We start from the raw sequence: 23,649 nt of genomic DNA on the forward strand, positions 1-23,649 counted from the left end.
CCTCCAGGATAGTCAGTCCAGAACCCGAAAAACACAAAAAAACCGCACGAAACGGACAAATTCCTCATCAGAATTTATCCGTTACAGTGCGGGTCTCCTCTTCTCTTACACGGTTCTTAACTTGTCATTCTAATTTATCAGCTTTTGAAAGCGCGGTCAACACATCATCCTCCGCTATAACTCCCACAGCTCGGAATCTGATGTGGATACAGCTTTGGCCCCGCCGCTGTATGCAAGCTCAACATCTTCCGCACTGCGGATCAGCCCTCCCGCAATGATCGGAATACCGGTCTTCTGATGGACTTCCTCAATCAGTGATGGAATGATGCCGGGCAATAATTCGATATAATCCGGTTTGACCTGACTGATCAGCTTGATATTATTCTTCAATGCATGGCTGTCCAGCAGAAACAGCCGCTGAATCGTCAGCAGGTTGTTCTTCTTCGCCAGCGTAATCACATTGCCGCGTGTCGAAATAATCCCGTCCGGCTTGATCTCCCTTACCAGAAATTCCATTCCGTAAGCATCTGTCTTCAGCCCCTGGATCAGATCGGCATGCAGAATAACTTTTTTCCCCGCCTTTTTCGCGGTGCGCACCAAAACCTGCAGCTGCGACAGCCGCACTTCCAGAAAAATAATACATGGATGATGGCTTTCCAGCAAACGCTCAAAGTCCTTCATGTTCCGCAAAACGGGCAAGACTCCCTGCAACTCCGGCATTCCGTTTTCCTCCTCAGATGTTCTACGCTCAAAACTCAACAGCCTCTAAGTTTGATGATGCTACTATTTGTTGGATTAATCAAGGGAGAAGTGTTTGGTGTTTGATTGAAGAGGAAAAGGGATACATTTTACTGAATTTATTTAAAATGGCCAAAAAACGGATTGCTAAGAAGCAATCCGTTTTCTCGTTTTAGATTTTACGTATAAACAATTAAATTAAGCCTTTACCTGTTCCATCATTTTATTATAGTCAAGAATCTCTTTATCAGTGAAGACGTTTGCTGCCAGTCGTTTCACCTTATCCCAGTAGTCTGTTTTAAACTGCTTATAATCGTGACCTTGCTCACCAATAAAATCAACCAAACTTCCCCCTGTAAAGAAAAGATGCGTTCTTGGATACTTAGCATCCCAATAAATATTTCCAGTGAGTTTTATTTCATTATCCGTCCCCTTGATTCGAATGGTCAATGTAACAGCACATCGGAGTCTCGGTTCTCCTCCGTCATGCCCCGGCCCTTTTCCTTTTATAATCATTCTTGAAGCATATTGCTCGTTCTCAAAACGCATTTCTTTTTCAGTGATTTTGAATTCCATTATTGGCCTCCAGTTTTCTTAGTCCAGAAATACAAAACCTTGTTGAATAATTCGAAGGATTTGTCATTTTTATATAAAATGAATTTTTAAGCCTCTGTAAAGAATCGATTAGCGTGTGCCAATAAGTTTTCCTGTATGCCCACAAAATCCTGTTGCAAATCAAGAGATACCACAAAAACCTGTTTACCTTTAATATTGTAAAGGTGGTTAGGTTGATTTAATGCCGTTGTTTTCGCATAAAGCAACATACCTGCAACCGTTTCATCCGGCCTTTTTTTCCAATTATTTATATAGGAAAATATTTGATAAAGATTGCTGGACTTCTGCTTTGCAGCTCCACCCACAAACCTTGCCGCCATATTCTCCGAATAAAACTTCGCGTCCACTATCAGTGTTTTATTATCTTTTTGAAGTATAAGATCTGTTTGCATAATTGGCAGCGCATCTGCAAAGCCATCATCTACATTCCACTGAATTTGAGATTTGGATACTTTATAACTTGTTTCGCGTTTAAAAAATGCATAAATAAATTTTTCATATAAAGATGACAATGTTTGTTCATCTTGTAGCTCTTTCATCATCTGAGAGATAGAACTTTCATCAAATAATAACTGCTCATAAAGATATCTGCATACATCGACAATAAATTGATAGCGAATATTTTGCCGGTTATACTTAACTTTTTTCCATAGATTCAAATCCAGCTCTACATCCGATACCTCTGTAAAATAAGGCAACAATCCGTAAAAAGATTTGCGCATTTTTTGATTTATTTTATTTGAGCGCGCCAGATAAATGAGTGTTGCTTTAATGATTTGATTCAACAATATATCTTCAGAGAACTCATCATAAACTACTGCAACTTTCTTATTTACCAATGTATTTTTCTTTATCGTAGAATTGATATCAATTTTCCCTTTAATGACATTGGAGGTCTCTTCAACGCTTATATAATCTTTGCTTAATCCTCCACGAATTAAAACAGGTATACCAATCGATAAAATTTCTGCGTAAAGCTCTTGGATGTTCTCAAAATTTTCTGTTCCGATCTCTTTATACTCGGAAAGATTTAACGTTTGATACGCATAAGACAGCATGTAGTAAATATTGCGAATTGGAATGTTACTATTTCTCTCCATCGTAACAACCTCTTAGTCGTACAGCCCAATCGTTTGCCTTCTGTTCATTATCAAACCAATACTCGAATAGCTGGGGAATAATTTCAAATTCGATTACTTCCTCTAATCGATTTACAGTATCTACTTTATAAGCTCCCCCAACAAAATAGCTATGCCCAATTTGGAATCCAGTCCCTAGCTCTTCAGTTATTTGATTGTTTAAGCTTTTAATTTCATCAACGACACGATTCAAGGTATCCGGATTTTCTAATTCGGCTACATACGAATTAAAGGTACCATTTTGGAAGGCTGGGTTAATTTCGAAAAACGAAAATCTTCTTCGAAGTGCATAATCCAATAGAGCTAAGCTTCTATCTGCCGTATTCATCATTCCGATAATATATAAATTCGGTGGCACAGAGAATTTATCATTTGAATAAAGAAGATTAATTTGTTCGTCTCGCTTATCAGCCTCGATAAGCATCATTAATTCGCCAAAAATCTTACTCATATTCCCACGATTAATTTCATCAATAACAAAGAAGTAGGATCGTTCTGGATCTCGTGCCGCTTTTCTGGCAAACTTCACAAACGGACCTTGTTTTAGCTCAAATCCATCTCCTTCAGCTTTTGGTCGGAACCCTTCAATGAAATCCTCATAACTATAGCTTTGGTGGAACTGAACCATTTGAACACGCGTTTCATCTTTTTCTTCCATCATTGCATACGCTAAGCGTTTCGCAATATATGTTTTACCGACTCCAGGGGCACCTTTCAAAATAAGATTCTTCTTATTTTCAAGGAGAGAAATTAGACGTACAAGGTCCTGTTTTTCGATAAAAACGTCTGAAAGAAAATCTTCAGTTGTATAGGATTCATTATCCTGAATAGTAGGCTTAGATTCAGCGTAACGAATATAGTAGTCCATTGAACTGCCCGCTACGCCTTTATATTTCTGGTATGTTTCATCTGATAAAACAACATCTTTCAACCTTTTTAGTTCCTCAATGTCTGTTTCACCAAAAATCGAAACGTTAGAATGCTGTTCTATATCCTTTAACGAGCTTATTTTTTGTGTAATTGTTTTATCATTCAAACTAGCTCCTGTATCAGTAACTTGATTGGATAACCAATTACGGAATTCATTTACTTCCGCAGTTTTCGGATCAATAAAATCTTCATTCATTACTTGATCAATTTCTTGAATAAGATTTGGATAATTATTTAGGCATGTTAACGTTTTTTGAGCAAAAGTCTGATAAATGTCCCACTTGCCAACTTGTTGCCATTCCACATTCCTTCTATGTTTATACTCTGATGCTGCATCATCGAAATAGTATTCTCCAGTGACAACTCCGCGGGCTAAAATCTTTTTAATTCCTTCTTTCACATATACAGTATCCCCTGTTTGGATTTCACGATAGAAATCCCAAACAGCTTTTGTATCATTGGTGGGACGCACCCCATCTGACCTTTGTTCAGTCATTTTCCGTTCGACTGACTCCTTTGAATCGTACTCCTCTAAGTCACCTAAATAATCCCACCCAAGAGCAATTATGTTTTCCGCAAGGAAGTGATCCCATAATCTAGAATCTTCCCCTGGAGAAATCACCCAATAATTAATACTTCTATCAATCTTATCTTCCTGATCCTTAATCTTCTTCTCTTTTTTCGGGTAAATTAAAGTCGGGTTCTCGTCATAATACAAAAATATTAAGTACGAACGCATTAATACGCCCCAATCAGGTATCCCACCTAAATTATCAGGTTTACTTCTAATGCCACGATTAAATTCATCTTCTGCAATTTTATATCTAAATTGCACTCTTTTGGTACCGTACTCTTCTGGATATCGTGGCGTCCCTTTACCACTTACATACTTCTCAATATCCTCATCACTTTGTTCCGTCATTTCTTGATAGATATTCTTAAATTCCGAATATGATTGATATTCAAAGAAATTTTCTTTATAGCCGCTAGCTAATTCATACTTCTCTAAAAGGTGTCCAAGTTTTTCAAGATATGGCGCGTACCATATGCCTGTTTTTTCCCCTAAGTTTTCTGTAACCCATGCATAGTATTTTTCTTTTTGAGTATTCAAAGTATCATTCATTGCTTACCTCCAGAAAAGAATTTAGTGCCTTAAATTATAGCATTTTATTATATTAAAAATGCATTTATTTCCAATTTTTCTGTTAAGTCTACTTGATGAAAAGATTCTTAAAATAAATCTAAAAAAAAGCAGCTGGGTGGCTGCTTTTTCTATTGCTTCAGTTTAAAGATTTTCTTTCAAAGTAATGATGTAATCTATATTCTGTAATCTCTGAAGTCCATAAGTACAAAATATTATTGTCTTCAATTCTATAGCTTAAATTAAATTTGAATACATCTTCATCAAAACTAACTAAATCATCTTTCGCACTCCCGCTCCACTTAGTCATCGGCATCCGCGCAATTAAATCACTGATAGCTTTTTCGTTATATTCCCTCAGCCTTTTACCTTGCTCATCGCTGAAATCCGCATTTAACCGGTAGTCTTTCTCTGTCAGATAATGATGGAAATAGGGGGCTGCTTCCTGAGGTGTAATCGGATCCAACCAATTGTCTTCCCCTTTTGACAGCATATAACCAAGAACGACCATCTTATAGCTTTTCGTCATCCCTGTTCTTTCCACTTCGATCAGCCATTCTTTATGCTTCAGCCATACGTCTTGTTCCACTTCATCCAATTCATCTGCATAGGCCAACAGACCAAACCAGCTCTTAAATTCCTGCTTCACAATTTTCGAATCGGTATTGGCATGCAAATGAAATTCCAAATACGTTGGCCTTCTGCCCATTTCTCTCTTCAGCTCTCTATAAGCCATAACCACAGCTTCTTTTCGCGGAGCGCGTTTCTTGTTCAACTCTTTCAACAGGTCAATCACTTGAATATCCAGATTGAATTCGCAAGCTGCAGGAACGAGAGGCTCGATTGGGTTGCTGGCTCCGGCTTTCCCGGTCTTATCAAATACCGCCAGTTTCAAATCGGCGTTTCGGTAGTTTCCGATGAAATCAATAATCACGCAATGCGATTTATTATCCGCAATCCGGAGTCCCCGGCCGATTTGTTGGGTATAAACAGTCAATGACTCGGTTGGACGAATAAACAGCAACGTGTCGACTTTTGGAATGTCGACGCCTTCATTGAATAAGTCGACTGTGAAGATGACTTCCAGTTCGCCAGTATTCAATCTGGCTCTCGCCGCTTTCCGCTGATCCGAAGGCGAACCGCCATGCAGCGCAATCGCGCGAACTCCATTCTTTCTATAAAACTCGCTCATGTAAATCGCTTGTCTGACAGATGAACAAAAGACAATCGTTCTCGTCTGCTTATGCTGCTGCCAGGCTGCTAAAATCTTGCCGGCGAAATCCTCCTGCAATTGAACCTGCAGGAGCTCTTCTTCATCGTAACGCGTGCCTAGCCAACGGATCGCTGAGTAATCGGTATCATCATAAACACCGTAATACTGAAAAGGAGATAACCAGTTTCGTTCGATAGCATCCAAAAAGTGAATCGAAATTGCCACGTTGCCATCACATAACGCATAGACATCTTTATTGTCCATCCGGTCGGGTGTCGCTGTGATTCCAAGCAAGAATTTCGGTTCAAAGTGATTCAATAATCGTTCATATGTAGGAGCAGCCGCATGATGGAATTCGTCCACCACAATCAGATCGAAAGCATCTGGTGCGAAACGATCCAAATGATACTGGCTGCCGAGTGTATAAATAGAAGCAAATATAAAATCTGCGTGTGTTCCTTTTTCAGAAGCATTATAAAAAGTATTTGTTCTGTCTGGATGAACATGCTCGAACGATTGTTTAGCCTGAAACAAAATTTCTTCCCGGTGCGCAACAAATAATACCCGCTTGAACTTCTCTGCGAAGAAAGCGGCGAGATATGTTTTGCCGAGCCCTGTCGCCAAAACTACCATCGCCCGGCTATAGTCTTCTGCCATTGCATCTTCCAGCGCTTCAAGTGCTTCTTGCTGAGCTGGTCTCGGGGAAATATCTGTAGTGTAGGCAATTGATGCCTCTTCAATTTCTTGCGGCTGTGCCGGCCCCACTGTCATTTCCACCTCTTCAGCTTCAGACCACACCGGGCTGATTGGCCGTTGTATATTTGCTTGCTTATGTAAGTTTGTATACTCTTCAAGCGTTTCACGATTCAGCGGAATTGTCTGTTCCCCATAAAAATATTGATGGAACTTCTTCACCGCTTCTTCAAAAACCTCGTTGTCGACAGAGGTCGGGGCGATCAGGTTCCATTCCACTCCGCGTGTTAACGCCGACGCAGAAAGATTCGAAGATCCCACGATCAGATGCGAGTTTTCAGTACCGCGGAACAAATAGGATTTCGGATGAAATGAAACTCCACCACTCTTCCAGAGCCGCACTTCTGCTTTCGGCAACTGCTCCAGCAGCATTTCCAAAGCACCGGGCTGGGTAACGAATAAATAATCCCCCACTAACAATTTGATCGGCACTTTTCGCGCTGCGGCTTTTTGGAGAACCGGAAGAATTAAGTTGATGCCGGACTTCATCGCAAAAGCCGTAATCCAATGAATTTCCACCGCTTCTTTTGAAAGCTTCTCCAAATGGCCAATTAATTCTGAAGTGACCAATTCCAGCTTAGTCATCTTCAACCTCAATCAGAAAAATTCTTTGCTCAAATCCACCACGTTTTTCTGCTTTCGCCCGGCGCACTTCTTCAAGCTGCTCTATGGTTGCCCCATGAATTTTAACAGCTGCATGGACGAGTTCAAGGAGATCCGCCAGTTCTTCTACTGCTTCTTCATTTGTTGCGGCTTCTTGATATTCTTCAAGTTCTTCATTCATTTTCTTTTTTACTTCGACCATGTATTCTTCTTTTGAAAGAATTCGAGTAGAAAATTGTTTGTTGGTTTTTTCGATTACTTGAGGGATGTTGTCGCGAACGAGTTTGTTGTAGATTGGCATCTCCCTCTCCCACCTTTCTTCAAATTAAAATAGAGGCTAATTTTAGTTTTCCTCACTCCCTATATAATAAAACAACTTACTCTCCACACTATTCTCCAGCATCAAATTCATATGAACCACAGGAATTGTCTTGTCGTTCTTATCTTGCATCGTTGATTGCTCTACAGCTCTTTGATCCGGTGTAGCTTTCCCCAGGTAGTAAAAGTCTCCGCCTTCATCGTTATCCTTTTTTATGAATAGATGCAGATCAATATTGTTTTGCTCGGCATTAATGATCGTTTGGACTTCAGGCGATAACAAAGTACGGTTGCTGCGGGTCGACCATTTGAAGGTTTCCTGATTGATGAATTCTTCGTTATAGGCGACGCTTGATTCTACTTCGTCGTGTTTGTGATAGGTGACGAAAATCGGGCAAGTGCCGTGCTTTGTTTTATAGCCATACATCGTCGAGCTTTCATCGTTATGCCAGTTTAGTAAGCGGCAGGCGTCTTTGCGTGTGTATTTTTTATACAATGTCAGCGGTTTTTCACATGTGTATTGGTTGCTCAGTTCCAGAGCGCAAATGATGAGGTCCAGTACCATCTCTTTAAAAATATGGTTCGATTCCAGACGCGTTTGAAGCTCTTCATGCAAGCTGAAGTTTCCTTCTTCGCCGGTTACTACCAAGGGCTTCTCACCATATTTCTTCTGTGAGCCAATATTATAAAAGCTCAAATCCAATATTCGTTGCACAGATGCCAGTGTTTCATTGTCTACATAACAGTCATTCTCTTTTAAACAACTTTTATATTCTTCCAGCGAAACAATTGTTTGTTTTGTTAAAAGATCAAGCAGCAAAATTTCATGCTTCCGTTTACCATTGAGGATCTCCAGAGACAGCATGGTGATCACTTGTTCTTCGTAAGTGGAAAGAACGGGTTCTATTTCTTTCAGCTTTAACAAGAAACGATAGTAATTGTGATATTTCTGCACGATGACTAGCGGATCGATAGAATTATGTTGGATAAAATCCTGTAATTGCGGGACATGCCCAATTCGGTTTTTCAATTCGATATAGGCATCTCGCAATAATTTCATATCTGTTAAATTGCTGCGCTTGATCGCGCTGAAGACGCGGTTTTTCGCAATCGCTTCAAAGTTCACCGTCGAAATCCCTTTGATATAGCTTGTGTCTTTCATGCGGCGACGGATGTTGTCTTTGTTTTGCGAACGGTCACCCGACAAAGCCACCGGAATTAGGTAATTGTTTTTATAATTGCCAATAAAGTCGATGATGGTGACGAATTCTTTCGAGTTGTGCTTGCGCAAGCCTCGGCCTAGTTGCTGGATGAAAATAATGCTCGATTGCGTCTGGCGCAGCATGACCACTTGGTTGACGCTTGGAATATCAATTCCTTCATTAAAGATATCGACCGTCAAAATATAGTCGAGTTGCTCGTTCTCCAACATTTCCACTTGGCGCAAGCGTTCTTCTTGCGAGTGATCGCCTGTTAACGCCGTGGTCCGCAAGCCTCTTTGGTTTAATTCCAAAGAAAGTTGCAGGGCTTCGTCTTTCCGACTGCAAAACATAAGCCCGCGAACTTTTTCACCGGAATGGCCGTAATAATGGATTTTGTCGAGAATATGTTCGACACGTTCGTTGGTGACCAGTTTCGCAAAAGCTGTAGCTTCATCGATCACGCCTTCTTCGTATTCGACGTCCGTCACGCCGTAATAATGGAACGGACACAACATGTCTTCTTCCATTGCTTCCTGCAAGCGGATTTCGTACGCGATATTGTAATCGAATAGCTCGTAAATATTAAAATCATCCGTCCGCTCCGGTGTTGCCGTCATGCCCATCAAAAATTGCGGCTGAAAATGCTCAATCACTTTTAGGTAAGACTTCGCGCCGGCTTTATGTACTTCGTCGATTAAAATATAGTCAAACGCTGCGGGATCCAATTGCTGCAGCGTCGTTTCTTTTGAAATGGTTTGAATGGTCGCAAAGAGATACCGTGCATCCGTTTGGCGACTGGAGCCGGATAAAATGCCGAAGTCTTTTTCCATGCCACCTAAGATCTGCATAAAATCCGATTTGGCTTTTTGCAAAATTTGTTCCCTATGTACGATAAATAACATACGTTTTGGAGCAAAGCTTCTAACGTCAAAAGCCGATAAATAAGTTTTACCTGTTCCTGTTGCGGAGACGACTAGTCCTTTGTCATGTCCCGCTTCACGCACCGCTTGAATCTCTTGTAACGCCACTTCCTGCATTTTATTTGGCTTGACCTCGAGCGCTTCTTGGATCGGATTCCGCCCATAAGCTTCCGGAAGTTCCGCTACTTTGCTGGCTTCTCTTCTAAAGTCTGTGGGCACATAGGACTTCTCATATTCTGTTATCCATTCGGGCGTCAGAATTTGTGATTCGCTCCACACTTCTTCGAATTGATCTTTGAAGTGATGCACCAAATCGCCATTTTCATGCGAACTTAGTTTGACATTCCATTCATAATTCACTTTTAACGCTTGCGCAGTCAGGTTCGAACTTCCAACGATCAAAGTTTCGTGCGTCATATGTGAAAAAATATAGCCCTTTGAATGGAAGCCTTTCATTCCTGAAAGACGCACTTCCACATTCGTTAGCTTCAATAACTCTTTGAAAACTTTGGGTTGATTGAAATTCAAAAATGTTGAAGTCAGGATTCGGCCTTTAATCCCTTTTTGATGCAAATCAAGAAAATGCGATTTTAATGTCGCCAAGCCACTTTCCGTGATAAACGCCACCGAAAAGAGGAACGACTCACAATGATCAAGTTCTTCAACGAGTGAATTTAAAACATGCTCATTCGTTTTCGCATTATTGATCAACAGCGTCGGTTTATAACGATCACTACTGGCCCGGTCCTGATCAATAAACCCTTTATATAGAGAGTCTTCTAAGTTCTGCAAAAAGTTCATCGTTCCCCCGCCCATCTTCTTCTAATAAGGTAGCTGCCCTGCATCCCGAGCTAGTTTTTCTATCGCCGGTATATCTGCCGGCGCCCATTCCAATCGCTCTAACTCCAACGGCTTCAGCCACTGAATGGCGATATGCTCCGTTAACACTGGCTCACCCTTTACCAACCGGCAGTAAAACGTGGTGAGGTGCACAATGCCAAAATCATATTCGTAGACTGTGTGCTCAACTTGCTCGCCAATTCCAATTTCAATATGCATTTCTTCTTGAATTTCACGTTCTAATGCTTGTTGTGGCGTTTCTTCGGATTCGATTTTGCCGCCAGGAAATTCCCACAGCCCCGGCAAAGCTTTCTCGAAACCTCGTTGTGCGCAAAGGATTTTGCCGTTTTTTGTGATGACTGCTCCTACTACGTGGATATTTTTCTTCATAAAGATCCTCCAATACTTTTAAACAATGAAAGAATAATTCCTTCTATTATAACTGCTATAAGATGAAATTAATTAATGAATCTAAATATTTCCAAACAAATTTTTATCATTACCTAGTATTTCCCTTTCATTTCGTGTTATATTTTGATTTGGAAAATAGCGAAATATATCTAGAGAATAAGTTACAAGCGGGAACGTTCAGACTTAATCACTTGAGAATTTAAACACCATGAACCTAATAGAGGAGAGTCCCAAAATGAAAAAGAAAACCAATACTTTAATCGTACTTTTATTGACCATCTTTATGGTTGGTTGTACCGACGCAGAAGAGGCATCAACTACCGATGCAGAAACAGATGTACAGGAAGAAAGCGCAGAAGAAACAACTGAAAGTAGTGAACAAGAAGAAGCACGTATAGCTGCCGAGAAGAAAGAAGCCGAAGAAAAAGCGGCGGCAGAGGAAAAAGAAGCGGCTGAGAAGTTAGCGAAAGAAAAAGAAGCGCAGGAACTGGCAGCCAAAGAGAAAGCAGAAAAAGAAGCAGCCGCCAAACAAAAGGATGAATTGTTCGCAGGATACGAACCGATCGAAGTTGACGGCGGTGATTTATCCGGCCATCGTGAAGCCAACGTCGTCGTTCAGATTGGTTTTGGGGACCGTGAATATTGGGCATTTACGAACGAACATGCACAATTAGTGCGGGTCATTGCCGACGAAATCATTCTACAGGACGATGATAACGAACCTGTGCTGTCATCCGGTAGATACTATTACGATGAGGCAAAGGTTCCTGGCGTCGAAAGTGACGTTTTAGATGAAGGGCATGTCATTGCAGATTCACTCGGAGGGGTAGCGAATGCCTATAATATTACCCCGCAGGAAAGTACGCTCAACCGCCATGGTGACCAGGCTTACATGGAAGACGTAATGCGCAGCGCAGGTGGAGCGACGAATTTTGAAGCAATCATCACCTATCCTGATACGGAAACGCAGATCCCTTCAAGTTATCAGTATACATATACGGTAGCGGGCAACGAAGTCGTTGATACATTTGACAATGTAAATCCGGATGAAATTAACGCCGAACTCGGTTTAACAACAGAAAGTGAACCTGCTGAGACACCAAGCGCAGACACAGGCGGTGATGTCTCCAGTGTTGATGCAAATGGCAATGGACAGGTGACGATTCAAGAAGCAAAAGATGCAGGTTTCAGTATGCCAATCACGAGTGATCATTGGTTGTATCAGTATATGGATGATCGGGATGGTGACGGGATGGTTGGGGAGTAAGTATAAGGGTTTGGTGAACGGCGATGCTTAGGCATTGCCGTTTTTTATATCTCATCAACTTCCTTAGGTAATTTGGTATAATAAATTTAATACCAATTTCTAGGAAATGAGGAGAGGTAAATGTCAGTTCGTTCAAGATCCAGTGAAGTAAACAAATCCGTTTTAAAGCAGGAGTTAGGGTTGAGGCAATTATCAAATACCACAGTTTTTGTAAAAGATCGTGTATTTGTATTGTCCCCTTCCATGTAAAATGCCCATAATTGGTTTGATTTGAGAAAAATAAATATTGACCGTTTTAATGAAAAAAGTACGAAAGGTTTTTTGCTTATCCGCTTCTTCGATAAGTTCTTACTAACGGATCTTGCTCAATTCAAGAAACAAATGATGCCTGAGGAACGGTTCGTATTTACGAAAACAATGGGGAACCACTGGAAATTCAATATTGTACAACAAGGAAATAATTATTCAATTGTTAATCAACAAGATAAATCGAAGAGATATAACATCGAAGAGATACCCGTTGTTAGACTGCACCAGCTCATATAATGATTTTAAACCGTCTGAGTTCATCTACTCTTTCATCGATGATTACGATATGCGGCGGAAAACGATTCGGGGGTGAGGAGTGGATAACCGAAAGTATAGTAGCGGTAGAAAATCCTGACAAGTAAGAAGCAATAAGGATTTAAACAGCAGTGCCTCGGCACCGTTGAGTCATTAGAACACACCACAAACCACCCAAAACAAAAAGACTGCCAGGTTCCAACAACCGGCAGTCTTCCCTATTTTTTTACTCTTCGATCATATACCTCAACAAATCCCCAACAATAATTTTATCCGACAGCTTCAACTCTTCTCTCACCATTTCCTGATAAGGTTCACAATGCTGAGCGTCCACCGCCGCTCCGGTTTCTTTGCCGTAACAGACATTGTTCTTGTAAATGAAGGCGTCTGTGACGAAACTGCCGTCACGGAAAATGACGGGATGGTCACTGTCTCTGGTGAACAGGTTATGGCCGAACGAGTACTGTTCTTCTGTCTTGATGCCCAATAGATGAAGGAGAGTTGGACGGATATCGATTTGTCCGCCGTGGGTGCTGATGGTTTCTCCTTCCTGGCCCGGAATATGGATGATGAGCGGGATTTGTTTATGCGCCATCTGGCTGGCCGTATTGGCCTCTTCACCCAGCAACTCGTTCAGACCTTCGTCATATTTTTCGGAAATGCCGTAATGGTCACCGGCCAGAACGAATATCGTATCTTCGTACATGTCTTCTGCTTTTAATTGTTCAAAAAAAGTTTCCAGGGATTCGTCCAAATAACGGACAGTAGTCACGTAGCGGTTTACGACGTCTTCCTGCGTATTTGCCTCGTCGATGAACGCATCTTCCTCCTCCAGCAGGAAAGGAAAATGATTCGTCAGCGTGAGGAATTTCGTGTAATACGGTTCCGGAAGATTTTCCATAAAGTCCGCTGACTGCGCGAAGAACGGAATATCCTTTAATCCGTAATTGACCGAGTTTTCTTCGGTTACAGTATAATCCTCTTCTGAGAAATAGCGGTCATAGCCTAAGGTCTCGTACATGACATCACGGTTCCAGAACGTATCCACGTTGCCGTGAAACGTGGCGGCGTAATAATCCTGTTCTTCTTTTAATAGTTGCGGCAGACTGTGGAATGTATTTTCAGGTCTTCTTACAAAAACCGAGCCGCTTGCTAATGGATACAGACTTGTATCCATCATGAATTCCGCATCGGACGTTTTCCCCTGTGCAGTTTGGTCATATACCTGATTGAAATAAAAGCTGTCTTGGACCAGCTCATTCAGAAACGGGGTCACTTCTTCTCCGTTCACTTTTTGGCCGATGACGAAATCCTGCGTGGATTCCAGACTGATGAGGACAATATTCCTGCCTTCCGCCATTCCGAATAAGTCCGTACGTTCAGCGTCTTTCTGCGGCATGGATTCGATGGAAGCGACCGCTTCAGCCTCTGTCATTGTCAGCCGCTGCAAGGGCGCCCCGACTCCCAAAGCAAGATCATACAGGTGATAATTCAGCGGCCCCAGGGATTTGACCACCTGCTCCCGGTCATAGGACTCGGAAAAAAGGTGGGTGGATTTCACCAAACCCAAGCCAATTGTTAAAACCAGAAATGCCGCACCGCATGCGATATATTTCTTCTTCACTTGTTTTTCAATCCTCAGGTCAAACTTCGGTTTAAATAGAAGCCAGCCTGCCAAGAACAAATCGATGACTAACAGCAGGTCCCACCAGCTCATCAATTCGGCCGTGCTGGCGCTCAAGCCGCCGACATTATTGAACTGAAACAGAATCGGTGCGGTAACAAAATCGTTGTAAAAACGGTGATACAGAAGATCGCCGTAAAGAACGCCCGTCCCCGCAACCAGCAGACCGAATAATACAAAAGGGTTCACCTTTTCACCAAAGTAAAAACTGAAACCCATAACGAGTAATAATGAACCGATCGAACTTGTCAGTATGAGTGCAATATCAAAAAAGGATTGGAAGCTGAGATTAAATCCCACAAAGCAGACGATTACCGTCTTTAGCCAGAGGATGCCCGTGATCAGCAAAGTAAGTTGGATGCCTGTTGTATTTGTGAATCGCTTGTTTTGGAACATCATATTAAACCAGCTCCGCTTTCCGTTGTATCGTTCTTTCGAAAACAGCAAAAGCCGCTTCGAACTCCGGCAATGCAATGTCGCCCATCAAGGCAAACTGAACCCAATTCCGGTCCAGCAGGTAGTCGCTTTCATAACTGATGATCATTCCTTTTTTCTTCAGCGCATCCCCCAATTTTTTTGAGGAGATCGAATCCGGCAGCGGCACCGTCAATACGCCCGGTGAGTAAGCCGCATCTCCCAAAACCGGATAGCCGGCACGCGTCAGTATGTTCTTTACCGACTGCCCCAATAGCTTCTTATTCTCCAAAGCCACCCTTTTTAACGCCTCATGCAATGCGAAAACCAGATTGGACGAGTGCGTATAAGGAACGCTGTCAGCGATTGCATACTGACCCAGGTCCAAATATCTCGGTATCGCTCCATCCGGCATCACAGGTTCCTGATGAAACACTATGGCCAGTCCGGGATACGAGCCCAGTCCTTTTCCGCTTACCGTGCTCGCCAAATAGACCCCTGACAGATCCACGGGTACGATGCCGACAGAACTGCAGGCATCCACACATAATTTCAGTTGATAGGATTTCGCCAACGCCGCCAGACTGTCCAAATCATACAGAAAGCCCGTGGAGGTCTCGCAATGCACCGTCCAAATCCATGTGATCTCTTTATTCATTGCAATGAAATCTTCAATCTCTTTGAGTGAGATATTGCCGTTCCACGGCTTTTGAAGTGTTTCGTATTGCAAACCGAGCCTTGCCGCGTGGTCAATCAACCGGTAGCCGAATTCCCCATTTGCCAGAATCAGTCCTTTTCCGGGAAGTTTCTTCATCTGTGCAGCCACCAGGTCATTGGCCAGCGTTCCTGTTCCGACCACGATTTGTGCATGGTTTGCATTCACAAGCTCGCACAGTCTCCGCCGGACACTCTTCATCTCTTCGATAAAATCATCGGAGCGATGGGAAATCGATGTTTTTCCGAATGCCTCTTTCACTTCTTTATGTACTGCTACCGGACCGGGTAAAAAATTTATCGGTTTCGATCGCATATCTTTTGGAATCGTTTTTGAAAAAGCTTTGGTAGACGTTTCGAACTTCTCTTTCGTCAGATACATCGGCTGGAACAGGGCTTCCGCTGTGCCGACCATTGCTCCGAACGGTTCAAAACCGATTCTTTTATACAGTTTTATTTGGCGATCAGTACCTGAAATCAGCGCCAGGTTAAAATCGCTTTCCAGACAATAGCCGACAAGGACGTTTACCAGCTGATAAAAGACCTGACTCTTGCGGTATTTTCCTTTCACAGAAAGCAGCCGGACTTCACAAGGTTTCGCGCCTTTCGGCAAATACCGGTCCAGGCCCTCCAACTTTTGGTCAAGCGAAAAAGGACGATTGACGCGCAACGCAATCATCCCGATGACCTCTTCTGCATCTTTCGCAATGATGTAGACATTCTCCCCATCAAATTTATCAATCAGCCGCCGCTCCTCATTTTGCTGATGCTGCGGAATCTCCTCTACAAACGTTTCATAGTTCAACTTATGGATTTGTTCCATCTCTTCCGGTTCTGACGCGATTTTATACGTTAGTTGACGTTGTTCCATTCTTTGCCCCCTTCTAGCCAAAAATGAAATGGAGTGCGTGAAATTATAGGATCTGCATCTGCTTATTTACTCTTACTGTATGCAATTGTACCAATAGTGGACAGGAACTTTACTATCAAACACTCTTTTTAACAAATCATTTTTATTGCTTCGAACTTTCCCTGTTTTGAAGAACAGATCCTTGAAACCCTCTTATTATGTAAACGATTGGAGAAACGAAAAGTTTCAAAAATGGGGCAATTTCCCATAATTCCCTTTGATGATTTCATCACCGCCGTTAAGCATCAAACGCTCCGGCTTCCGGAGAAACAGAATGGTTCCAGAACTGCCCCGATTTGAAGAATTTTACCCCAAGGCATGCAGAATGGGGAAAAGATTTACCGAAGAAAAAAGGTCGGGGATGCCAGGATGGTTTAACCGCCATTCTATTCGGGTAATATTTACTTAGGCCTTAATGCTTACAATTTTTTCTTTCATTTTTAAGTTCTTTGACCTATAATAAATTTAAGTATTTCCATAAAAAAACAATTATTTCCAAAAAATTCTTAATATTTAAACAGGATCCATTTAATTGATATATATTCTGCACCGCAAAGAAAGCAGGGACGAAAATGACGAAGAATTATAGTTTGTATTTGTTGTGGATTTCCCTGGGGATGGGAACGCTGATTGGATTGGCGCTTCCTTATGCCCTGCATTTCTTCATCGAGATGCCCGGAGAAGATTTTTTGTCATTGCAGCTATTGGCGCTTGGAGCCGGCTGGTTTCTTGGTGCGGCCAATTTCGTGGTTCACTATATTTTTAACCACTATGTGATCGGGCGTTTCCGGGGAGTATTGGCACGCGTTCGGGAAGAGGATTATAGTGCGCGGGTGAATTTTACCAGCCGGGATATGCTGGGCTTGCTGGCGGACGATGTCAACGCCACGCTCAGCCATCTGGAAGAAAAAAACGATGAAGTTCAGCACGACGATCTAACCGGGCTGCCCAACCGCTATTTCCTAAAGCAGCATTACCACAAAAACATCGGCCGGCTGGCTCATCAGAAAACCGCTTTCCTCTTCTTCGACCTGGATAAATTTAAAGAAATCAATGATCAGTTCGGCCACCTGTACGGCGATCAGGTGCTGGTGGAAGTGGCCAGACGGGTGAGTTCCGCACTGGCTGAAGATGAACTGCTGGTCAGATTGAGCGGCGATGAGTTCCTGCTGGTGGCACATCTTTCCAAAGACTGTACCGGCAAAGACCTTGCCGAGCAATTGCAGGCCTGTTTCGCCGAACCTTTCGACATCCAGGACACCTCGCTGCAAGTCAGGACCAGCATCGGCGTCAGCACCGCTCCTTTTCATGGCACCGAATTGGCCGAACTGATCCGCAAAGCGGACTTCGCCATGTATGAGGCAAAGAAAACGGAAGGAAGCTCTTATTATCTGTTTGAAGAGCGGCTGGAGGTGGAGACGCTGGGGGTTGCTGAGACTTCGTGAATGCAGTTATTCCCCCTCTCCCTAAAAACTTTCAACAAAATAGTTTGCATGAAAAAGAGCCTGAAATGACGGTTAAAAACCGCTGTTTCTGGCTCTTTTCATATTTCCTGATTCTTCGCCGGGCCTAAAGAAGGGACACTAACTATTAAATCAGCTCCTGCAACTCCTTCACCACATTATCCGGCACCTTACCGGTCACCCCTGCCACCAGATTCTCCGCCGCTTTCATTACCATAGCGTGGCGGGTTTCTTCTGTCGCAGAACCGATATGCGGTAAAGCGACGACATTTTCCATCTTCAATAAGGGATTGTCCGGAGCGACCGGTTCCTGTTCAAAGACGTCCAGTCCCGCTCCCTGAATCTGCCCTTGCTGCAGCGCTTCGATCAATGCCGCTTCATCAACAACCGCGCCTCTGGCACAATTGATCAAAATGGCATCCGGCTTCATCCGTTCCAATTGTGCTTTGCCGATCAAATGCCGGGTCGATGGCGTCAGCGGCAAAATCAATACGACAAAATCAGAACGTTCGAGAAGAGAATCCAAATTGCTGTATTCCATGCCGTATTTTTCTTCAAGGTCCGGCTTCGGCGTATTGCTGTTGTAAAGGACATTCATTTCAAAACCGAAAACGGCCCGTCTGGCGATTTTCTGCGCGATACGGCCCATTCCGACAATCCCCATAGTGGCGTGATGTACATCTTTGCCGAACAGCTCGCTTGCCTGGGTCTGCTTTGTCCACTTTCCTTGTTTTACGTAATTATTTAATTCCGGTACTCTGCGTGCAGTGGCCAGGACCAGGCTGAACACCAGATCCGCTACTGTTTCATCCAATACATATGATGTATGAGTGCCGAGCACTTTATATTCCCTCATTGCTTCCAAATCGAAAGAATCCTAGCCGACCGCTGTATTGCTGACGACTTTCAGATGCGGCGCCTGCCGCAGGAAATCTGTCGTTACAGGAGGGTTTATAGCCAACAAGCCTTCCACATTCTTCGTTTCTTCCATAAGCACGTCTGCCGGTATCCGTTCTTTTTTGTTCCAAATACGGTACTCACAATGCTCTGCTATGTAATCTTCCACTTCCTGAGGTATGGGCCTTGCGATGAACACTTTTGGTTTCATGAAATCACTCCTTGGGTTTTATTGATATAAGTTGAGTTTACAGGAATGGAGATGGAATATTAAGGACAACGATTTGGTATTTCGAAGCATTTTTTGATGAAGAGTTTTGTTTATCGTTTTGCGCGCAAAAAAACCGGACCCCCAAGAGAAAATCTCTCGGGAATCCGGTCCTTTTTTATTCGATTACTCAGCAGGCATTAAATCTTCGATAGAATCGATGTCCATGTAAGAAGGGACAACAAATCCGATTTTAGCGCCCACAAGGTTTTCACCAAGGTTTACTACATCTTCGCCATACTCTTCAAACTGTGTAGCGTGAGTTCCTGGCAACCATGCAGCTACCATTCCGTCAGCTTCGCCTCCGGCTACAGCTGACCACATTACAGCGTTATCAAGTGGAGTCAATTTAACGTCAAAGCCTTGAGCTTCGAGCACTTGGCCGACTACAGTTGTGGAAGCGACTTCTGTATCCCATTCCACGTATGCAAGTTCGATTTCTGTGCCATCAACAGCTTCAGTGCCGTCAGTCCATTCAGCAACACGGTCGCTGTTTTCTTCGATCCAGGCTGCAGCTGCATCTTCTACAGCTGTGCCGTTGGAAACTTCCAGCATGATGCTTTCGATGTCAGCTGATTCCCAGTTGAACTGGTCAAGGATTGTGTAAGCTTCAGGATTTTCTTCTTCCAATCCCTGGCGTACCATTGTGTTGATCGTTTCTTCATCACCGAAGACGCCTTTTGGATCTTCAAGGTATTTAAGGTCGTATTTCTGGAACTTCCAGTGCGGGCTCCAGCCAGATACGATAATCGGTTCTTCGTTGTCGATCGCTGCGCCAAGCTCAGTAGCCATCGCGCCGCTTGAAGAAGTTACAACTTCCCATCCTTCAAGGCTTTCGTACTCTTCAGTAGCTGCTTCAGAAGCTGCTACAACACCAGCACCAGGTTCGATACCCGTGATTTTATAGTCCATTTCTTCTCCGTAATTCACTTCGCCTGAATCGCCGGCTGTTCCTTCATCTGTTGAAGCTTCTTCATCATCTCCGCAAGCTGCGAGGAACATCATCGGTGCTACTGCGAAAACTAAACCTAATTTTTTCCATTGTGCATTAAACATAAAACAATCAATCTCCTTTTTCTTTAAAATTGTATGGCACTTTCCCTATTAGAAAAGATTCCAGCTGGATCAGTTCGTCGTGCTTTTTTTCGTCGAGAAGCTTTGCGTGAAGCGGTCAATGATGATTGCCAGGATGACAATTCCAAGACCGGCTACAAAGCCGGTTCCGACGTCAGCGCGCTGCAGGGCCGAGAGTACTTCGCGGCCAAGGCCAGGCGCACCGATCATCGATGCGATAACGACCATTGACAAAGCAAGCATGACGGTCTGGTTGATGCCGGCCATGATCGTGGCTTTGGCCATCGGCAATTCAACTTTGAACAGTTTCTGTGCGCCGGTGCTGCCGAATGCCTCGGCTGCTTCCACCAATTCTTCCGATACCTGACGGATGCCCAGGTTTGTGAACCGGACCGTCGGCGGTGTCGCGAATATCAATGAAGCAAAAATGCCGGGCACCATGCCGATGCTGAAGAACGCAACGGCCGGGATCAAGTAGACGAATGCGGGCATTGTCTGCATGAAATCGAGAATCGGTGTAATGATGTTCTCCGCTATTTTGCTCTTCGACATCAGGATGCCGATCGGCACACCAATAATGACGGACAGCAAACTGGCGACAAGAACAAGGGAGAAGGACAGCATAAGCTCTTCCCAAAGCCCCTGGTTCCAAACCAGGAATAAACCGACGACAGAAAATGCGGCCAGGCCGAAGCGTTTTCCGCTGAGGAAGAACGCCAGTATTGCAACGATGACAATAATGATGACCGGCGGAACTGCCGCCAGCATATCGGCGAAGTCTTCCAGTCCGTCACCGAATTCATTCTTGATCGGATCAAACAGGAACGCGAAACTGTCGGAAATCGTGTCGGTGAGATCGGACACCCACGAAGCCAATGGCATTTTTTCGATGTTCTCCATAAAGTTAAGCATGTGTCAGATTCACCTCCCCAGATCCTGCAAGCGCGGCTATGACCGCGCCGCGCACGATAATGCCGAGCAGTTTGCCGTCTTCAACAACCGGAATCGGCACCGGCGAATTATGGCTGATATCAAAGATCGCGTTCATCAATGTATCTTTTGTTACGGTCGGTGCATCAGTTTTCAGAATAGACATCAGGCTGGTCACATCACTGCGCATTGCAGTGACTGCATCATCCGCTGTAACATAGCCTTTCAGATTCCGATTGCTGTCAGTAACGTAAATGGTGGAGATGCCTTCTTTTTGCATCCGCTCCAGCGCTACCCGCGGACCGTGCTTATCGACATTGACCGTTTCAGGACGTTTCATGATGTTGTATGCCGTCAATACTTTCGAGCGGTCAACATCTTCAACGAATTTTTCAACATAATCGTTTGCCGGGTTCATCAGGATTTCTTCCGGTGAACCGACTTGTACGATTGAGCCGTCTTTCATCAAGGCAATCTTGTCGCCGATGCGCAGTGCCTCGTCCAAATCATGCGTGATGAAGATGATGGTTTTCTTCATTGACTCCTGAAGAATCAATAACTCGTCCTGCATTTCCTTGCGGATCAGCGGGTCAAGTGCTGAAAATGCTTCATCCATCAGCATGACTTCGGGATCGTTGGCGAGCGCTCTTGCCAAACCGACACGCTGCTGCATGCCTCCGGACAACTGGGACGGATACTGTTCGATATAATTGCCGAGACCGACCATTTCGAGTGAAGCGCGCGCTTTCGTGCTGCGCTCCTCTTTCGCCATGCCTTGAATTTCAAGGCCGTATTCGGCATTCTCTAATATAGAACGGAACGGGAAAAGTGCGAATTTCTGGAATACCATACTCATCTTCGTGCGGCGAACCCGCAAAAGATCTTTCTTGTTCATCGTTGCGAGGTCTTCGCCATCGACGAATACGTGGCCTTCCGTTGGATCGATCAACCGGTTGAGCAAACGCACTAACGTCGATTTACCGCTGCCGGACAATCCCATGATGACGAAAATTTCGCCCTGTTCCACTTCAAAAGAAGCACGGTTAACACCGACGGTACTGCCTGTCTGTTTTAGCACTTCTTCTTTTGTCTTGCCTTCTTCAAGCAATTTTAATGCTTGCTTAACATTTTTGCCGAATACTTTCGACAAGCCTTCTACTTTAATAACTGGCATGTATTGAACACCTCTCTTACCATTTTTTTGCTTCTTATGGCGTTAAGAGTTTTTCATTTCTCTATTGCCTCTATCTATTTCCAGGCTGCTTATGCCACACGGAATTTTTTTGTCCATCCGCCGGCAATCAAGCAAAAACCTAAGTAAATAAACTCTTTTTGTGCCAATGAACCTAAGCCGCATATCCATAACTATACGCTTAATTACCTACAATTTCAAACCGGCTATCCGAATTTTCGCCTTTCGAAAGGCTTTTTCCACAACAGAATCTTCCTTGAAAATAACGTTTTTTTAATATAACTAAAGAGCTCGTCCCTTTTATGGCGGGAGCTCCGAAAGTTGATAGAAAAATCTGATTACTATATCCTTAGAACCATGAAATATTTTTAAAAATATTTTTTCTCGAGCCCTTTTTATGCTGTTTTTAGCGTAAAATCGCAATATTTTTTGATAGTCCGCAAGTTTTTCTCCACATAAAAAACAGCATAGCCGTTACGGAAAAAACCCGTCCTGGCTGTGCTGTTTTTAAGTTAGTTTTGTTGGATATAATCAGAGTTCCTTCTTATATAAATGTGGCATCCGGCTCGTGAAAATGGGCACCTCTTGTCTCACGGACTTCACTTTTTCCAAATCCAGCGAGATCGACAGGGTTTCTTCATCTTCTTCGCTGCCTTCGAGCAACACATCCCCCCATGGATCGATGGCCATCGATACTCCCGCGAATTCCACACCGTCGTATTCACCGACCCGGTTGGCGGATACGACATACATCTGATTTTCTATGGCCCGCGCCATCTGCAATACTTTCCAATGGCGGCTTCTGGCTGCCGGCCATTCGGCTACGACATGGAGAACCTGTGCTCCCTCGAGCGCCAGGCTGCGGATAATTTCCGGGAATCGCAGGTCGTAGCAGATGATCAACCCCATTTTGATGCCTTCGAGCTCGAACATTTCCGGTACCTTTTCTCCCCCGGCCAGATAATCGTGTTCATTCAGCATAGGCACCAGATGGACTTTGTCGTATTCATAAACAAGTTCTCCGTTGCGCGAATAGACAAAAGAGGAATTATAGAACTTGCCGTCTTTTTGGTTGGCCACAGACCCTCCGATGATGTTGACATTGAAATTCAGCGCCAGTTCCTTCAGAAAACTTTTGGTCTTGGCGCCGTTTGTATCGGAAACTTTATCCAGTGCTTTCAATGTATATGCGGTTGTCCACATTTCAGGCAGCACGATAATGTCAGGCTTATTTTCCCGCATTTCCGCTTCCAGCCACTGGCTTACCTTCAACCGGTTGGCGTCCGGTTTTCCGGCTATGATATCCATTTGGTAGATGGAGTATTTCACATGAACCTCTCCCACTCAGTATTATTTGTACTTCATTATTCAGCTGAAACCGGTTTGCGTATAAATTCTGCTCGACAGTGGTTTCAGTTCCAATATTACGCAAAATAATTCTCTGTAACT

The 23,649-nt window shown here is 43.6% G+C and carries 16 protein-coding genes and 1 pseudogene; 2 read left to right on the forward strand and 15 right to left on the reverse strand.

Translation table 11 applies throughout. From position 1 onward, the window contains the following. Positions 1 to 174 precede the first annotated feature (174 nt). The 8 genes from ACFQ1X_RS13635 to ACFQ1X_RS13670 all read right to left on the reverse strand — a co-directional run bounded on the left by ACFQ1X_RS13635 (position 175) and on the right by ACFQ1X_RS13670 (position 10,802). Positions 175 to 720: a glycerol-3-phosphate responsive antiterminator gene (locus ACFQ1X_RS13635; protein ID WP_144838264.1), complete on the reverse strand. Its 546-nt coding sequence runs from the start codon at positions 718 to 720 to the stop codon at positions 175 to 177. A 216-nt stretch (positions 721 to 936) separates the two neighbouring features. Next, positions 937 to 1,314 carry a hypothetical protein gene (locus tag ACFQ1X_RS13640; RefSeq protein ID WP_144838266.1) on the reverse strand — a complete coding sequence of 126 codons (378 nt, stop codon included), beginning with the start codon at positions 1,312 to 1,314 and terminating at the stop codon, positions 937 to 939. Between the two features lie 86 nt (positions 1,315 to 1,400). Further along, positions 1,401 to 2,453: a 5-methylcytosine restriction system specificity protein McrC gene (locus ACFQ1X_RS13645; protein ID WP_144838267.1), complete on the reverse strand. Its 1,053-nt coding sequence runs from the start codon at positions 2,451 to 2,453 to the stop codon at positions 1,401 to 1,403. Further along, positions 2,440 to 4,545: an AAA family ATPase gene (locus ACFQ1X_RS13650; RefSeq protein WP_379082987.1), complete on the reverse strand. Its 2,106-nt coding sequence runs from the start codon at positions 4,543 to 4,545 to the stop codon at positions 2,440 to 2,442. The genes ACFQ1X_RS13645 and ACFQ1X_RS13650 overlap by 14 nt, the downstream gene beginning before the upstream one ends. Positions 4,546 to 4,702: 157 nt before the next feature. Then, positions 4,703 to 7,114 carry a DEAD/DEAH box helicase family protein gene (locus ACFQ1X_RS13655; RefSeq protein WP_144838269.1) on the reverse strand — a complete coding sequence of 804 codons (2,412 nt, stop codon included), beginning with the start codon at positions 7,112 to 7,114 and terminating at the stop codon, positions 4,703 to 4,705. Then, positions 7,107 to 7,433, reverse strand: a complete 327-nt coding sequence (locus tag ACFQ1X_RS13660) for a pyrophosphohydrolase domain-containing protein (RefSeq protein WP_144838271.1) — start codon at positions 7,431 to 7,433, stop codon at positions 7,107 to 7,109. The genes ACFQ1X_RS13655 and ACFQ1X_RS13660 overlap by 8 nt, the downstream gene beginning before the upstream one ends. Positions 7,434 to 7,475: 42 nt before the next feature. Next, positions 7,476 to 10,373 carry a DUF3427 domain-containing protein gene (locus tag ACFQ1X_RS13665; RefSeq protein WP_144838273.1) on the reverse strand — a complete coding sequence of 966 codons (2,898 nt, stop codon included), beginning with the start codon at positions 10,371 to 10,373 and terminating at the stop codon, positions 7,476 to 7,478. Between the two features lie 21 nt (positions 10,374 to 10,394). Further along, entirely contained in the window at positions 10,395 to 10,802 is a 408-nt protein-coding gene (locus ACFQ1X_RS13670) for a (deoxy)nucleoside triphosphate pyrophosphohydrolase (RefSeq protein ID WP_144838275.1), read from the reverse strand. A 256-nt stretch (positions 10,803 to 11,058) separates the two neighbouring features. Here ACFQ1X_RS13670 and ACFQ1X_RS13675 point away from each other — a divergent pair, with 256 nt between their 5' ends. Continuing rightward, positions 11,059 to 12,090 carry a DNA/RNA non-specific endonuclease gene (locus ACFQ1X_RS13675; protein WP_144838276.1) on the forward strand — a complete coding sequence of 344 codons (1,032 nt, stop codon included), beginning with the start codon at positions 11,059 to 11,061 and terminating at the stop codon, positions 12,088 to 12,090. Between the two features lie 790 nt (positions 12,091 to 12,880). Here ACFQ1X_RS13675 and ACFQ1X_RS13680 read toward each other — a convergent pair. Further along, on the reverse strand, positions 12,881 to 14,737 hold the full coding sequence (locus ACFQ1X_RS13680; protein ID WP_379082993.1) for an LTA synthase family protein: 1,857 nt from the start codon (positions 14,735 to 14,737) through the stop codon (positions 12,881 to 12,883). Between the two features lies 1 nt (position 14,738). Then, entirely contained in the window at positions 14,739 to 16,337 is a 1,599-nt protein-coding gene (locus ACFQ1X_RS13685; RefSeq protein ID WP_144838278.1) for an aminotransferase class V-fold PLP-dependent enzyme, read from the reverse strand. A gap of 611 nt (positions 16,338 to 16,948) precedes the next feature. On the opposite strand from ACFQ1X_RS13685, the gene ACFQ1X_RS13690 reads away from it, so the two are divergent. After that, positions 16,949 to 17,821, forward strand: coding sequence for a diguanylate cyclase domain-containing protein (locus tag ACFQ1X_RS13690; protein WP_144838280.1), 873 nt, complete (start codon positions 16,949 to 16,951; stop codon positions 17,819 to 17,821). 145 nt (positions 17,822 to 17,966) lie between these two features. On the opposite strand, the pseudogene ACFQ1X_RS13695 reads toward ACFQ1X_RS13690, so the two are convergent. The 5 genes and pseudogenes from ACFQ1X_RS13695 to ACFQ1X_RS13715 form a co-directional block, all read right to left on the reverse strand. Continuing rightward, positions 17,967 to 18,947: pseudogene (locus ACFQ1X_RS13695) on the reverse strand (2-hydroxyacid dehydrogenase). 183 nt (positions 18,948 to 19,130) lie between these two features. Then, complete coding sequence (locus ACFQ1X_RS13700) at positions 19,131 to 20,060, reverse strand: glycine betaine ABC transporter substrate-binding protein (RefSeq protein WP_144838282.1); 930 nt, start codon at positions 20,058 to 20,060, stop codon at positions 19,131 to 19,133. Between the two features lie 69 nt (positions 20,061 to 20,129). Then, on the reverse strand, positions 20,130 to 20,990 hold the full coding sequence (locus ACFQ1X_RS13705; protein ID WP_144838284.1) for an ABC transporter permease: 861 nt from the start codon (positions 20,988 to 20,990) through the stop codon (positions 20,130 to 20,132). Continuing rightward, positions 20,983 to 22,182: a quaternary amine ABC transporter ATP-binding protein gene (locus tag ACFQ1X_RS13710; protein ID WP_144838286.1), complete on the reverse strand. Its 1,200-nt coding sequence runs from the start codon at positions 22,180 to 22,182 to the stop codon at positions 20,983 to 20,985. The genes ACFQ1X_RS13705 and ACFQ1X_RS13710 overlap by 8 nt, the downstream gene beginning before the upstream one ends. 549 nt (positions 22,183 to 22,731) lie before the next feature. Then, complete coding sequence (locus ACFQ1X_RS13715) at positions 22,732 to 23,529, reverse strand: carbon-nitrogen family hydrolase (RefSeq protein ID WP_144838288.1); 798 nt, start codon at positions 23,527 to 23,529, stop codon at positions 22,732 to 22,734. Between the last annotated feature and the right edge of the window lie 120 nt (positions 23,530 to 23,649).

This window comes from Metaplanococcus flavidus, from assembly GCF_042675885.1.
In the GTDB taxonomy this organism is placed as follows: domain Bacteria; phylum Bacillota; class Bacilli; order Bacillales_A; family Planococcaceae; genus Planococcus; species Planococcus flavidus.